This is a genomic window from Sphingomonas sp. Leaf67 (assembly GCF_001421965.1).
GTDB lineage: Bacteria > Pseudomonadota > Alphaproteobacteria > Sphingomonadales > Sphingomonadaceae > Sphingomonas.
On the sequence record NZ_LMLP01000002.1, the window covers coordinates 100,984 to 113,828 of the forward strand.

Annotated in this window: 15 protein-coding genes; 11 read left to right on the forward strand and 4 right to left on the reverse strand. The window is 61.0% G+C overall.

From position 1 onward, the window contains the following. Positions 1–163: 163 nt before the first annotated feature. From ASE90_RS05835 to ASE90_RS05865, 7 genes are all read left to right on the forward strand, one after another. Positions 164–415 carry a MarR family transcriptional regulator gene (locus tag ASE90_RS05835; RefSeq protein ID WP_055997557.1) on the forward strand — a complete coding sequence of 84 codons (252 nt, stop codon included), beginning with the start codon at positions 164–166 and terminating at the stop codon, positions 413–415. A gap of 339 nt (positions 416–754) precedes the next feature. Next, positions 755–1,615 (forward strand): replication initiator protein A, encoded by an 861-nt coding sequence (locus tag ASE90_RS05840; RefSeq protein ID WP_055997560.1) that lies wholly within the window; start codon positions 755–757, stop codon positions 1,613–1,615. A 474-nt stretch (positions 1,616–2,089) separates the two neighbouring features. Then, on the forward strand, positions 2,090–3,337 hold the full coding sequence (gene repC / locus ASE90_RS05845; RefSeq protein ID WP_055997561.1) for a plasmid replication protein RepC: 1,248 nt from the start codon (positions 2,090–2,092) through the stop codon (positions 3,335–3,337). A 108-nt stretch (positions 3,338–3,445) separates the two neighbouring features. Continuing rightward, positions 3,446–4,102, forward strand: a complete 657-nt coding sequence (locus tag ASE90_RS05850; RefSeq protein WP_235531681.1) for a hypothetical protein — start codon at positions 3,446–3,448, stop codon at positions 4,100–4,102. Between the two features lie 48 nt (positions 4,103–4,150). Next, positions 4,151–4,474, forward strand: coding sequence for a single-stranded DNA-binding protein (locus ASE90_RS05855; RefSeq protein WP_055997567.1), 324 nt, complete (start codon positions 4,151–4,153; stop codon positions 4,472–4,474). An 847-nt stretch (positions 4,475–5,321) separates the two neighbouring features. Further along, entirely contained in the window at positions 5,322–6,077 is a 756-nt protein-coding gene (locus ASE90_RS05860) for a toprim domain-containing protein (RefSeq protein WP_235531682.1), read from the forward strand. A 35-nt stretch (positions 6,078–6,112) separates the two neighbouring features. After that, on the forward strand, positions 6,113–6,547 hold the full coding sequence (locus ASE90_RS05865) for a single-stranded DNA-binding protein (protein ID WP_055997570.1): 435 nt from the start codon (positions 6,113–6,115) through the stop codon (positions 6,545–6,547). Positions 6,548–6,694: 147 nt separating this feature from the next. Here ASE90_RS05865 and ASE90_RS05870 read toward each other — a convergent pair whose 3' ends face one another. Together ASE90_RS05870 and ASE90_RS05880 are read right to left on the reverse strand one after the other, a co-directional pair. After that, a complete protein-coding gene (locus ASE90_RS05870; protein ID WP_055997573.1) occupies positions 6,695–7,402 on the reverse strand; it encodes a hypothetical protein in 708 nt (235 codons plus the stop codon). Positions 7,403–8,658: 1,256 nt separating this feature from the next. Then, positions 8,659–8,985, reverse strand: coding sequence for a hypothetical protein (locus ASE90_RS05880; protein WP_055997762.1), 327 nt, complete (start codon positions 8,983–8,985; stop codon positions 8,659–8,661). Between the two features lie 251 nt (positions 8,986–9,236). Between ASE90_RS05880 and ASE90_RS05885 the strand changes: the two genes are divergently transcribed. After that, complete coding sequence (locus tag ASE90_RS05885) at positions 9,237–9,629, forward strand: DUF3768 domain-containing protein (RefSeq protein ID WP_055997576.1); 393 nt, start codon at positions 9,237–9,239, stop codon at positions 9,627–9,629. A gap of 327 nt (positions 9,630–9,956) precedes the next feature. Further along, positions 9,957–10,163: a hypothetical protein gene (locus ASE90_RS05890; RefSeq protein ID WP_055997579.1), complete on the forward strand. Its 207-nt coding sequence runs from the start codon at positions 9,957–9,959 to the stop codon at positions 10,161–10,163. 341 nt (positions 10,164–10,504) lie between these two features. Here the strand turns inward: ASE90_RS05890 and ASE90_RS05895 are convergent, their stop codons facing one another. Together ASE90_RS05895 and ASE90_RS05900 are read right to left on the reverse strand one after the other, a co-directional pair. Next, positions 10,505–11,227, reverse strand: coding sequence for a phosphoribosyltransferase (locus ASE90_RS05895; RefSeq protein WP_055997582.1), 723 nt, complete (start codon positions 11,225–11,227; stop codon positions 10,505–10,507). Positions 11,228–11,358: 131 nt separating this feature from the next. Then, positions 11,359–11,835: a hypothetical protein gene (locus ASE90_RS05900; protein ID WP_055997585.1), complete on the reverse strand. Its 477-nt coding sequence runs from the start codon at positions 11,833–11,835 to the stop codon at positions 11,359–11,361. 154 nt (positions 11,836–11,989) lie between these two features. Here ASE90_RS05900 and ASE90_RS05905 point away from each other — a divergent pair, with 154 nt between their 5' ends. Together ASE90_RS05905 and ASE90_RS05910 are read left to right on the forward strand one after the other, a co-directional pair. Further along, complete coding sequence (locus tag ASE90_RS05905; RefSeq protein ID WP_055997588.1) at positions 11,990–12,478, forward strand: MucR family transcriptional regulator; 489 nt, start codon at positions 11,990–11,992, stop codon at positions 12,476–12,478. A gap of 122 nt (positions 12,479–12,600) precedes the next feature. Next, positions 12,601–12,807 carry a ComEA family DNA-binding protein gene (locus tag ASE90_RS05910; protein ID WP_055997591.1) on the forward strand — a complete coding sequence of 69 codons (207 nt, stop codon included), beginning with the start codon at positions 12,601–12,603 and terminating at the stop codon, positions 12,805–12,807. Positions 12,808–12,845 lie beyond the last annotated feature (38 nt).

Here is a 12,845-nt window from a genome sequence, read left to right on the forward strand (position 1 = left end):
GCGTCTCCCACGTAAGGCCGTCGAAGACACATTGCTCTCTGCCGCTGCGTCATCGGGGACACGCGCGGAGAGGCGGCTCGGAGAGGCAAAGGCGCTTCTAACCGGGCGCCGTGAGCGCGGCCGCTGCTTCAAGGGCGTACGCTTTGGTGATCCGAGTTGGGACATGATCCTCGAGCTCTATGTCTCCAACGCAGAGGAAAAAGTTATGCCCGTCACGCAGCTATGCGTTTTGAGCGGCGGATCGACGACTACGGCTTTGCGTCACATCGAGCAATTGGAAGCGCTGGGCTACATAGACCGGCGACCGGATCTAAAGGATCGGCGGAGGGCGAACGTAACGATGCTTCCACGCCTACGTTCTGCGGTCGAGCAATGGCTCGACCTGCAGATTACCGCATTCCATATGCGTGGATGACCGTGGATGAGCATGGCTGTTTGCACGAGCTGACCACTCCTGTGATCGCGCGGCTCATCGGAGGCCAACCTCGGATCAAGGCAAAGCGTCGTTCTACGCCTGTGACATCCGCGACCGACCTGTTAAACGTCAGCCCATGATTCCGAGCCTTCTTCCTATCCTCCGGGTCGACCGTCGGGTGCCTAAGGGCAGGCTGACGGTAGGTCCGCAAAAACACGAAGATCGCTCCAAGTTTGCCCCGATCGTCGCATTCCCCCTCGTAGGGAACCGCCCCTTTCGTGCTTTCGCGGACCTTCGGCGAGCGCTTTTCGTGCTTTTGCGGACCAAGGTTGCCGCGGCATGACCGAAGCTTCCCCGACGCAAGGCGACCTGTTCGTCCTGGACAGCCCCCTTCTGGCCGAGGTGCGCGGCGAGCACTCGCTCATGGCGTACCCGTTTTTTGCACTTGCAAAGGCCGGGTCCAAAAAGTCGCTCGTCTACAAGACCGATACCGTCTCGATCGAGATCGGTGCCGGTCCAAGTGGGGTCGCGACGATCTACGACAAAGAGATCCTGCTTTATATTGCAAGCCTGCTGGTTGCGAAGATGGATGCTGGCGAGCGCGTTGCTCAAGAGTTCTACTTTACGGCCCATGACCTCTTCCGCGTGACGGGAGTCAACGGATCCGCCCGGTCCTACACGCGCCTGCAAGATGCCTTGGGACGACTTCAGGGTACGCAGATTAAAACAAATATTGAGGCTGGTGGAGAGGGGCAAACCGGGTTTTTCTCTTGGCTCTCGGAAGCAATCCTGCAGTACACAAAAACACGAACTGGTGAACAGCGTCTCAAGGGCGTGAAGGTTCGGCTTTGCGATTGGCTATACCGCGCGATTTTGCAGGACCGCCGCGTTCTCGAATATTCACCTCACTATTTTCAGCTCGGCCCGGTCGAACGTCGCTTGTATGAAGTCGCGCGGTCGACTTGCATTGACGGACCCGTTCAGGTCGGCTTGAACGATCTACGCCTCCAGCTTGGCTATCAGAACACCCTCAAGCATTTCCGGCACGTTCTCCGTGGCATCGCTGATGCGGACTCTATCCCGGATTACAGCATCATTTTGAATGAGGCAGATGTACCCCCGGACGGCGCTGCGAAACGTCGAGTGGCGGCCCCTACCTTTGTTACGTTGATGCCAAAAAAGGCTGTAGTCGCCAGCTGAAGCCGCTGGCGAATCAGGCGCAGACCGATTCGGCGATCGGTCCGTCAAAGCACGAACATTCGTTGATAAGCCCGGCCGATCCGGTCCGCGAAAGCACGATCTTCAGTCCTTCAAAGCACGAACCCGGCGGTCCCGGGTCCGTCAAAGCACGAACATTAGACCTGCTCGGTCCGTGAAAGCACGAATCGTACTGCTTTTGAGACAATCGCCAGGCTGGCATCTTCTTGTTGTGTTCCCGGCCGTCGATTGTCGACGTGTGCGGGGCGAACGGAAAGGGCGACCGTGAGCACATAAACGAATGCCCGGCACGAAGGCCGGGCACCCAGAAATCGCAACGTGGTAGCGTCGCCAAACGCTGACCGGTCACTCAGAGACCCTCCACGTACCGGTTTCCGAACCTCGGTTCAAGGGAGCGCGCTTCGCGCCACGCCTCTGTTTTGCCTGCTGACGGTCCCTCGACAGAGGGGACGAACGATGAGCTATACCCAAACGGCCTTTACCGGCGGGACAGGCGCCCGGCCAATAACGGCCTTTTCGCGTCAGATCGCGAGAGCACTCGAAGCACGGCTCGCCGATGCGCCTGCCGAAGTCGACCGCAAGGCCGTTTTCGCGATCGTCAAGCGGGCAGCACCAGCGCTCGGGATAGGCATCGGTGCGCTGCAAACGCTTGAGCACCTCATCAGCTACACGCATGCAGACGATTGGAAGGCTGGCCGTTCACCGATTGCCTGGCCGAGTAATCTGACCCTCGCTGAGGTCGCCGGCAAGACCGTAAGTGCCATCAAAGCCAGGCTACGTCAGCTGCGCGCATTGGGCTTGATCCTTGCGCGCGACAGCGGTCACGGACGTCGTACGGGACGTCGCGACGAAAACGGGACGATCTCCATCGCTTTTGGGGTCGATCTCTCGCCATTGCGTATCCGCTTCGAGGAATTGCGGCAGCTCGCGGACGCATATTCTGCGCAATCACGCCTCTTTAAGGAAGGGCGTCAGGAAATTGGCCGAGTTCGGCGTATCGTCAGTCAGGCGGTTGCGCAGGCCGCAGACATGCGGCTGACCGGGACGCACTGGCTAGATCTGCAGCTTGCTATCGATCGTGTCGCGGCGGAAGCAGCCAACGCGAGAGCGCTCCGCGATACCGAAGCCTTTCAGGAGGCGCTTGGTCGTTTAAGCGACGTTGAGCGCTTGGTCGCAACGACTGTCGACCAGTTCATGTTTCCAGAAGAAAATGAAGGGTCAGGGTCAAAAAATGATCCCTCCTTACATATACAAACCAGCCCTCACCCCATCGAAGATGTACAGGCTCAGCGAGCTTGTAGTTCTGATCCAACCGGTTTCGGACCAGTCGCAGCCGATCTCCCAGAGTCACCGTCCAACAGTCGGTTCAATGCCCGCCCGGCCGAACTGGTGGAGATGTTTCCTACGACAGCCATGTACGTCGGAGCCCACAAGCCGTCTTGGTCCGATATCCATCGCGCGGCCTCTCGCCTTCGCAACGATCTCGGCATTCGGATTGGTGTCTACGTTGATGCGCTCGAGAAGCTCGGGCCGGATGCTACGGCCGTAGCGATCATGATCACTGCCGAGCGCTACTCGCGCGCTGAGATCCGTCTCACCCCTGGCGCCTATTTCGCGGGAATGATTGGAAAGGCGAAGCGCGATGAGCTGGATCTTGCCAAAAGCCTTTGGGGTTTTCGGACCGAGCGTATGGCAGCGCACTAGTAGCTAGGTTGTAGCGTCCAATTTCGTCCTGTGGTATATTGACACTATGCGATGCCGTACGGGTCTTGCCTCTCGTGTTGAGATTTCCGCCGCTCGCGGGGCGGGCCAATGAGGTTGCGTGCGATCACGAACGGCGCCCTTGCGCTAGCCGCTTTAAGTTTTTGCCATCGCACGGGTGATGAACGGAAATCCGACGCTATCGCTTTGGGCATCCCATGCCGTGACAACGGCAAGGCGCCGCTTTGCGAAGCGGTCCGTGACCTGCGTAAAATCAGACATGACCTGGCGCAATCCGTCAGCGTGATCAGACGTTTGCCACCACCAACCGTAATGGGCGCTAGCGACCCTAGCGTCCATCAGGACAATATCGGCACGACGATCTGTCGTCCGGGATACTCGCGATCGGTTCGACCAGCCTATTCCATCACTGGCCCACTTAAACGTCGAATGATGAACGCGCAGCATCCAGGCGAACCTATGGCCAATTATGAGCTGGATCATCTAATACCGATCTCGTTGGGCGGTGCCCCACTGGATCCTCGCGATCTTTGGCTTCAGCCACGCCTCGGTCAGGCAAACGCCGACGACAAGAATGCCCTCGCCTTCGTGCTCTGGCGTTTGGTTTGTGAGCACGAAATGCCGCTGGCAGCCGCGCAGCAGGCAATCAGCCGCAACTGGATCGAAGCGTATCACACCTACGCGACGCCGGCGAACCTAGCGCGATATCATTTCCGACGGCGCGAAGACGGCCGGAAGGGATCCTAGCCAGGATGTTGGGGACGCCAGGTCCCCGGTCAACGAAGGGAGAGGACCATGCCGCAGAACATTGCTGAGTTTCGGATTATTGGGCGGGTTGGCCGGATCACGAAGCGCGAGAAAGTGACGTACGTCAACATCGCTGCCAACTATAAACGTCGTGACGGCGATGAATGGAAACAAGATACGCTTTGGAACAGCGTCGTTTGTTTTTCGAACGTAGCGAGCCAGCTCGAATTGACGGAAATTGGCGATCTTGTACATGTAACCGGCCGAGTGCGCGAGAGCCAGCACGGCGAAAACAATGACACGACCTATCGTACCGAACTCATCGCCGACACATTCGCCGTCCTGGCGAAAAGTACCAGCGAGCAGGATTAGAAAGTGCAACGCGCTGATCGTTCTCGACCACGCTGCAGCCTTCAGGTTGAAGCCTTAAGTGCACTTTCTCCTTTCGTTCTGCCAGCACATGATTCAGAATCGCGTGATGCCGATCCGTCCGGAACATCGCTGGCTATACCCAATCGACTGGCCGGAGATCAGCCGGATCGTTCGCTTTCAGCGCGCGGGCGGTCGCTGCGAGCATTGCCGGCGTCCCCATGGTCGCCATGTGGCTCAGCTTGTGGAAGGCGATGGTGCCTGGTGGGACGTGGAGGTCCGATCGTGGCGCGATGGCCGCGGTCGCCTGCTTCGCCGCCCCCCTCGCTTCATCGCCCTAGATGCGATCCGAATGACGCGCAGACCGGTCTATCTCGCAACCGCTCATTTGAACCACGACCCCAGCTTCAGCGGGCCACGCTGGAGCAATCTAGCCGCACTTTGTCAGCGCTGCCACATGATCCACGATGCCGCAGAGCATCGTCGACGTCGCTGGTGGAATGCGTTTCGACGACGCGCCCTCGGCGATCTGTTCACTGGGCGCTATTCCTAAGCCTGCGATATGCAACCAGCGCCGCGACGAGCTAGGCCTATCAGCGCCATGGCCCCGGTTGGTTGTCGGACTGTCATTGGTCTTCAGAGAGGAGGATGCTGTCAATCTTTCGGTTCAGGGTTGCCGGAGGGACGGGGCATAGTTGGGATACAGCAAATCATCACGACGCGTCCCGTGGCTAGGTCATCAGTCGACGCCGCACTTCGGGCAAAGGCAATCGTCGAAGGGCTTGGCGGAGTCTGGCGCGGTTCTCGCGGAGAATGCCGGTGCCCCGCGCATGATGACACATCTCCTAGTTTGTCTGTCCGTCTCGGCGACAGCGCCATTCTGTTTCACTGCTTTGCCGGCTGCTCCGCTGTCGAGGTCATGAAAGCCCTTCATCGACAGCGCCTCCATGATCGCGCGCCGCTTGCGATGCCAATAGACCCGCCGAAGCGCGACATGGGTGCGCTTGCCAATCGCCTTTGGAAAGCGAGCATTCCAATAGCCGGCACACTTGCCGAGCAATATCTAATCGCGCGCGGGCTATCAGGCCCCTACCCTCGCTGCCTCCGCTTTAACCCGAACACGATCCTCGGCTCGGGCCCCGACAAGCGGTTCATGCCGGCTATGATCGCCGCGGTCGAGAACGACCTCGGGATTGTCGCGGTCCAACGGACAGTTCTCGATCCTAGCGATGTCCTTCACAAGCCGATCGCCAAACCCAAGGTCTCTCTCGGCCTTCTGGGTACTTCCGCCATCCGTCTCGCACCGGCAACAGAGGAGCTCGGCCTCGCTGAAGGAATTGAGGACGCCATGTCGGCTATGCAATGGTTCGGCACACCAAGCTGGGCACTGGGCGGCGTTGAGCGGCTCCCGTTCGTTGCTATTCCCGAGAAAGTGCGGCGAATTATTGTCTACGCCGATCGCGGACAGGCAGCAGAGCGGCTTTTAGTGAAGGCCCGAGAGCATCTAATCGGTGGACACCGTGAGCTTGTTGTCAAAGTGCCACATGTTCACAAGGATTGGAATGACGCGTGGCGTGGGCATCGGGCAAGCGGTTGCCATAACTAGAGAGGGGAGGGCGCCTTCGGCTTGTTGATCCGGTGATGAGCACCGGGCGACACAATGGAGGCCTCGATGCGTACCTCATCCTCGCTGGCAACGTCGGCGCCACCCCCGAGACCCGCACCACCCAGGGCGGGACCAAGATCACCCAGTTCAGCCTCGCCACCTCGCGCCCGAAGCGGGACAGCGAAGGCAAGATCCCCAAGGACAGCGACAATCGCCGCATCGAGGACACCGAATGGCACCGCATCACCTGCTTCAACGGCATCGGCAAGACCGTCGCGCAGTATGTGGACAAGGGCCAGAAGGTCATGGTCCGGGACCGCATCCACTACACCCGCTGGACCGACCAGGAAAACATCGAGCGCTACGGCGTCGAGATTATTGCCGATGAAGTGACCTTGCTCAGCCGCGGCCGTCAGCATGGCGGCACGCAGGACGGCGGTTACGACAACGGGGACGATGTCCCCTTCTGAGCCCAGACAGCAACGGCCCGGAGCTTCGAGCTCCGGGCCTTTCGCGTGTTCGCCGCCCACTAGACCGCCTTCTGGAATGGCTCCGGCTTCTTGCCGTCGGGTAACGTCTCGCGCAGCTGGTCGTGAAGCGTCCGGGTAACGATTGCCTTACGAGTTCGAGCGATCCGTCTGCCCAAGCCGCGAATGCGAGACGGTCTTCGCTGTTTGACACAGCACGCTCGTCGCGTTGAGCCGCTGGAGATCGTCCAGTTTGATGACGTGCGTGGCATTGTCGTTACCCAACACGAATTGGCGGTCGGCGGTACTGCCGATGGGCCAACCGATGAGCGTGCTTCCTCCCTTCAGCTCATAGCGTGCGCAGATACCGCTGGTAGAGTTCACCCTCGCCAACAGCGCCTCTGCCGCCCGGTTCCCGGCCGCGTCGGCCGGGCCGCCGACCAGGACCGCGCCCAGCCCGCCGAGGAAGGTCCCGCCGATCGCGACGAGAGCGGCGATGAAGGAGGCTCGAAATCCCTCATTCCGACCCAGCTCGATCAGCGCCGGGTGTGGTGTTCTCACCTTCAATGAGATGCCGAGGTTCGTGAAAAGCTTCTGCAATGCGTAGGCCCCGCCCCACGCCAGAACGATATACGCCAGCGTACCGACAGTCAGTATCGCCACCACCCACGAGACATTCAGCACGATCCCCTCGAACCCCTTCGCGATCGCCTCCTGCATCGTGATCGGTAGCATCGCGGGATCAAGGCCGAGACGCCCCAGATAGGCTTCGCGATAGTGGAGGGTGTAGTAATAGCAGACACCGGCAAACAGGCTGAGGAGTGTGGCGGTCCCGACCGTCGAGAAGAGTGCCGCCACAGTGGATCCTGGGGGGCTCGTCGGAGCTGCTTTCCTCAAGTCCGGACTATCGCTCTTCGTCTCGCTAGTTCTGTGCATTTCGGTGCGATCATCCGGACTATCGCTCTTCGTCTCGCTAGTTCTGTGCATTTCGGTGCGATCATGCTGCATCAATGAAACTCCCTTCGCTTCCCGGTTTCAAGACAGGCGTCTCCCGGCTGTGCCGGGACCGTCGCTCTATGGCGCTTCGCTCCACCAAGCCCGTGACCGGTCTTGGCCCATTCGGGTGACGATCGACTGACGGTGCGCCAGCGCACGGGGAAAGATTTCTTCCGCTGGCGGCAACCTGTCTTTGACCCGGCTAGGCAACAGCCATTCTGTCTGGCGCGCAACGCTTCAGGAACGCCGGGAACGCAGAAGGGGGCGCGGGATCGGGTCAGCGTCCACAGCCTGCGCGAAGGCGGCGCATCGGGCGGTCCATCGTTGCACAGCACATCTCCGGCCGGCGTGCTTCACCCCGCTCCTGGAGGCGCAATCCCTGGGCCGGCTAGGGGCCTGGTACGATCAACCCGCAAGGGGTCCGGGCGCTGCGCTACGGCTTTTTGCCGTGCCGGCAAAAAGTGATCGCNGCGCAATCCCTGGGCCGGCTAGGGGCCTGGTACGATCAACCCGCAAGGGGTCCGGGCGCTGCGCTACGGCTTTTTGCCGTGCCGGCAAAAAGTGATCGCGGCCCCTCCCCGTCCTGTCGGGCGCCTGTCGAGCGGGGATGAACCCCGCCGGCTTCACAGAAGCCTCGGACAGGTTCAACGATATCTGGATCGCCCGCAAATCCGCCCTCAGCCTCGCGCGCACYCTCATGGTCGCCACCATGGTCATCGGTTGTCATGCGAAAACCGTACTAGTGGGTACGCCGCGTGCCATNCTGTCGAGCGGGGATGAACCCCGCCGGCTTCACAGAAGCCTCGGACAGGTTCAACGATATCTGGATCGCCCGCAAATCCGCCCTCAGCCTCGCGCGCACCCTCATGGTCGCCACCATGGTCATCGCCGTCGGCACCTAATACGCCGTCATCACCGCCGAAGATCGCGATAGTTCGCTGACCGTCGTGCAAGAATATGACCCGTTCGCCTGACCGGGTGGGGGGCCAAGAGGTCCCCGCGCCTCTCGGCGCAACGAAAGGGGGGCGGGGCGGGCATCGAGCCCGCCCCGACCCCGCGCTTCGCGCCCCGATCGGTAACTTGGTAGAGAACCGCTCTGTCGTGTCGCAGCCCTGCAATTACCCCCGCGCGGTCCGCACTGGTGGCAATGCCTCGAACGCCGCGACCAGCGCTGGATCACGCAGCAGCGTCGTCCACGGGCCGCCATAGGTCCGCGATGCCAGATAGAAGGTGGCGCTGACACACTCGACCATTCGGCAGCGCTCCAGTGTGTCGACCAGCGAATGTCCCCGGCCATGCCGGGCGACGATGTCATGCAGGTCCGCCCGCATCAACGTCCCGCAACCCGAGCAACGCGTTCGGACCCGCGCGTTCATCCGCAGCATCTCGCCTGCGCTTTCCATCCAGCGGGGCCACAGGGCGACGATGTTGGCAGCAGAGGGCATGGACGGACGATGCCTCCGATCGCCGCGGTCGTCCAGCATCAGCCGGGGCGATGGCTGTCCCTCCTGACCGACAGTCGGGGGGCCTTTCGGGCTCCGACGTCCTGGCCGGTGCGCTCCCGCGCGCAAGCCCGCGAGGCGGGCTTCTCCACTCGCGTTTCGACCCTTCGGGTGCGCGCCCTCGCCTGTCACCGGCCGTCCTGTCGCCTGTCGAAAGGCCCCGATCGTCGGGGTTTGAATGGCTGGAGACCATCATGACCAAGCAAACGCCGCAACCCGACCGCGCCAAGGGTGGCACCTACGAAATCGCCCGCCTCAACGACTGGCTGCGCGACAACATCCATGCGCCCGGTCGCAACCGTGTGGTGATGACCCGCGGGGTGGCCGAACTGATCGGTGACGTCAGCCTGTTCCGGAATTTCCGCAAGCGCGCCGAGCTTCTCCGCGCCGTTCGCGCCTATGACGGTTTCGATCAGTCGATCGACCCGCATGGCGAGCGTGACATGGGCCGGTTCGCGTTCGAGGGCACCGATTGCTACTGGAAGATCGACTATTACAACGCCGATCTCACCGCAGGCTCGGAGTATCCGGCCGATCCCTCCCAGACCACCCGCGTCCTCATGATCATGCGCGTCGACGAATGGTGATCGCGTCTGGCCCCGGCGCGGCGCGCCGGGGCTTGGTCCTCTCGATCATCAGGATCGGCCAATGACCATCCGGGATCGCCCATGAGGTTCCCATCACCAATGCAGTAAAGCGCAATCTATCGGCGCGGGATCGCCTTCCTCTCCCGGCCCCTCCCCCACCACTGTTGAAAAGGCTCTATCGTCGACACTTTGCCATCGTGACGACCGGGCAGGGCCGGCGTCAAGAATGCGCGGTGCCCCCAATTTTGCCGTGGCTTTCGCTGGCGCTCCCGCCCACGACAAAATCGGCACCCCCACGCCCCGCTTCGCGGCCGCTGCCGCGGTCCTGTGATCCCAATCCTGCCCGATCGTCAGCCCGACCCCGTCGTAAACGAACAGACGGAGGTTCACATGCAAACTCAGACCGCACGCACCCAGGCATGGCTCGCTGATCTGGCCAAGATCCAAGTAGAAATCGCAGCCCATGGGATGCCGGAGGCACCGCGTCCCACGCGCAAGCGTACCCGCAAGCTCAAACCGCTCTGGGAGGAGTGAGCGTTGTTGCAGGCGGCTCAGCCGCCTGCAACCGTACCGCGGGCGTGCGGTACGGTTGAAAGCGGGGTCGAAGAGTACGCGACACACGTCATGGGCGCAGAATGCGAAAAAGGGAGGCTTTTCAGCCTCCCTTTCCCTATTTGCGCCACCCGCTTCGTGGCTTCCCGATACTTTCCCCTTATGGGTATGACCTCGGGACACGGTGCCAGCACGGACCTGCAAGGTTTTTACACCTTGCCTCATATTTAACGACCCTGAGGTTGATACAAGGTCGTGGATCGCTCCAAACTGCCCTCTAGCTAGGCATTATGGCGCGCGCGGTCAAGATCATGATTTTGCCCTTACACACCGCTAAGAAAGCAGACGCCTGCTACCTCGGCACCAAGCTGGTTCTGCAGGATTTCCCTTATCGATAGCAGCGACGATCCGCTGGCGAACAGGTCATCCACGACGAGAATGCGCTTGTCACGCAGCTCCGGGGGCTCTCCCGCCAGCGCAAACGCCCCGAAGAACGGGCGAAGCCCGACATTGATGTCCTTTGCCTGATAGGCTGCCGTTGGCTCCATCTGCTCCCAGGCGTGCAGCTGCGAGGCAAATGCGCCTCTCAGGCCCGGCCGCATGCGAGGTGGCGCAGCGCGGGCGTCCGCCAGAAGCTCACCGACCTGCCGTTTCCGCAGGAAGGCGGGATCCAGGAGCGGTGCGCCGGATACGTCGGAGACCAAAGCAGCGAATTGCGCGCAGAAGGGCGCCGAAGACGGGATCGGCAGGCAATGATCAAAGCCCTGCAGATCCCCCTTCACCTTCTCGAGGATTTGCCGGGCGCGCATCAGGAGCTGCTGTGCCCAGAAGGGCGCGATGGAGAAGCCCCGTCGTGCCTTCAACGCATGCATCAGGGGATTGCCATCGTCGCGACGATCGCCCTTCTGGTTTCGGCTATAGACGTGAATGAGCCGGATGCCCTTCAGCCTCCCGAAGGTAGGGTTCGCTTCAACCGACGTATCGACACCATTCTGGTGAGCGTCATTGACCGTCACGACCTTCGTCGCCGACACCACAATACCCATACCAGCCCTTCACACCTCGTGGTCTCGAGCCCGTAGGCGCTCAGATGAGGCAAGCCACTGGACGATGCAATGCCGTAATATTTTCGGGCTCGTCCGGCTCTATGCACGAGCTCGGGCGTCAAACTGCGCGCCTAGCCAGAGAACCTGTCTGTCCGTCGCTGCACCACGGTCTGGCTGAGAATACGGCGATCTATTTTTACCTTCCAGGCCGCTTGGCGATCGCTCAACTTTCTCTTGAGCTTGGTGCTATGAAGGAACTGATATTCGCTCCCGTATAGAAAGCCCTTGCGCCTGGCATATTCGATGACCGACTCGTTTGCATTGGCCGATGCGTCGCTCCGGATCCTTTTCAATCCGTCGAAGAGGTTGCCGGTATCGATGCCCAGAAATCGATTGATGCATATGTTGCCGACATAGGTCTCACGCTGCGTGAGACGGTTCCGGATATAGCAATGTTCCAGAATTTGCTGTGCGCAGGGGCAATGGTCGGGCTCATCACTGATCTCGGCATACATCAGGTCCCACTCCGATCGTGCGGATTCAAAATCTTTCGCAACTGACCGAGGCAGGATGTGGGCCTTCAACCGCTCGAAGTTATGACCTTCCATCTGCCGTGACCCCCTGAGAGGATTTTTGACATATTTTCAGCGCGCAAGCGATACCCAAGCGCTGGAGGTCATTCCGGGGTGGAACAGAAAATCAGTTGGGCTACATGAAAACATCAGTTGGGCATTAGCGCCGGCGCGCGATAGGGACATTGAGATGGACGAGACCTTGAATACGATCGAACTGGCGACCGAATTGACGATCGCCTGGTTGGGAAATCCCAATACCCGTGCCGACGCTGATGCCGTCCCCGCTTTCCTCAACTCGATGCACGCAGCCGTGAACGCGCTGGCCGGCGATGTTGTCGAGCCCGCGTCCGAACAGCCCGCCGAGCATGTGGCGGCCGTGAGCGTGAGGAAGTCGCTTGCCAGCAAGGATCACATCATTTCGATGATCGACGGCAAGCCCTACAAAACCCTGCGTCGCCACTTGTCGACCCACGGGCTGACCCCCGAAGAGTATCGCACGCGCTACAACCTCAAGGCGGATTATCCGATGGTGGCGCAAGGCTATTCGGAAGCGCGCCGCGATATGGCGAAAAAGATCGGCTTGGGCCGCAAGCCCTCGAAGACTGTCGCTGCAGAAGCGCCAACCACGGAGCCCAAGCGGCGCGGCCGAAAGCCGGCCCAGGCTGAGCCGGCCTGACTGCGTAGCGCCCACGACAACGATGGGCGCGGTCACCTTCGCACCCATCGCTTGCGTGCCTTGGGCTTGCGTCCCCCGACGCAACATGCGCGTTGGACAGCCACCATCGCACAAGGACCACCATGAGCGACGCCGCCCTCGTCAACGTCAACACCGCCACGGCTGAGGAACTCGATGCCGTGCCCGAGCTCAAGGGCCATGGCTTCGAGATCGTCCGTTACCGCCAGGAGCGCGGCTCATTCACCGACCTGCGCCAGCTTGATGAAGTGCCTGGGCTTGCCGGAAAGGCCGACGGTGGACGATCAGCGCTGACGGTCGGCGAGGGCTGACGACCTACCGCCGGAAGATCGGAATCGACGACACGGAC

Coding starts and splice junctions, on each gene's coding strand:
- ASE90_RS05835 (WP_055997557.1), top strand. CDS start 164: ATGATCCTCGAGCTCTATGTCTCCAACGCAGAGGAAAAAGTTATGCCC.
- ASE90_RS05840 (WP_055997560.1), top strand. CDS start 755: ATGACCGAAGCTTCCCCGACGCAAGGCGACCTGTTCGTCCTGGACAGC.
- repC (WP_055997561.1), top strand. CDS start 2,090: ATGAGCTATACCCAAACGGCCTTTACCGGCGGGACAGGCGCCCGGCCA.
- ASE90_RS05850 (WP_235531681.1), top strand. CDS start 3,446: ATGAGGTTGCGTGCGATCACGAACGGCGCCCTTGCGCTAGCCGCTTTA.
- ASE90_RS05855 (WP_055997567.1), top strand. CDS start 4,151: ATGCCGCAGAACATTGCTGAGTTTCGGATTATTGGGCGGGTTGGCCGG.
- ASE90_RS05865 (WP_055997570.1), top strand. CDS start 6,113: ATGAGCACCGGGCGACACAATGGAGGCCTCGATGCGTACCTCATCCTC.
- ASE90_RS05880 (WP_055997762.1), bottom strand. CDS start 8,985: ATGCCCTCTGCTGCCAACATCGTCGCCCTGTGGCCCCGCTGGATGGAA.
- ASE90_RS05885 (WP_055997576.1), top strand. CDS start 9,237: ATGACCAAGCAAACGCCGCAACCCGACCGCGCCAAGGGTGGCACCTAC.
- ASE90_RS05895 (WP_055997582.1), bottom strand. CDS start 11,227: ATGGGTATTGTGGTGTCGGCGACGAAGGTCGTGACGGTCAATGACGCT.
- ASE90_RS05900 (WP_055997585.1), bottom strand. CDS start 11,835: ATGGAAGGTCATAACTTCGAGCGGTTGAAGGCCCACATCCTGCCTCGG.
- ASE90_RS05905 (WP_055997588.1), top strand. CDS start 11,990: ATGGACGAGACCTTGAATACGATCGAACTGGCGACCGAATTGACGATC.
- ASE90_RS05910 (WP_055997591.1), top strand. CDS start 12,601: ATGAGCGACGCCGCCCTCGTCAACGTCAACACCGCCACGGCTGAGGAA.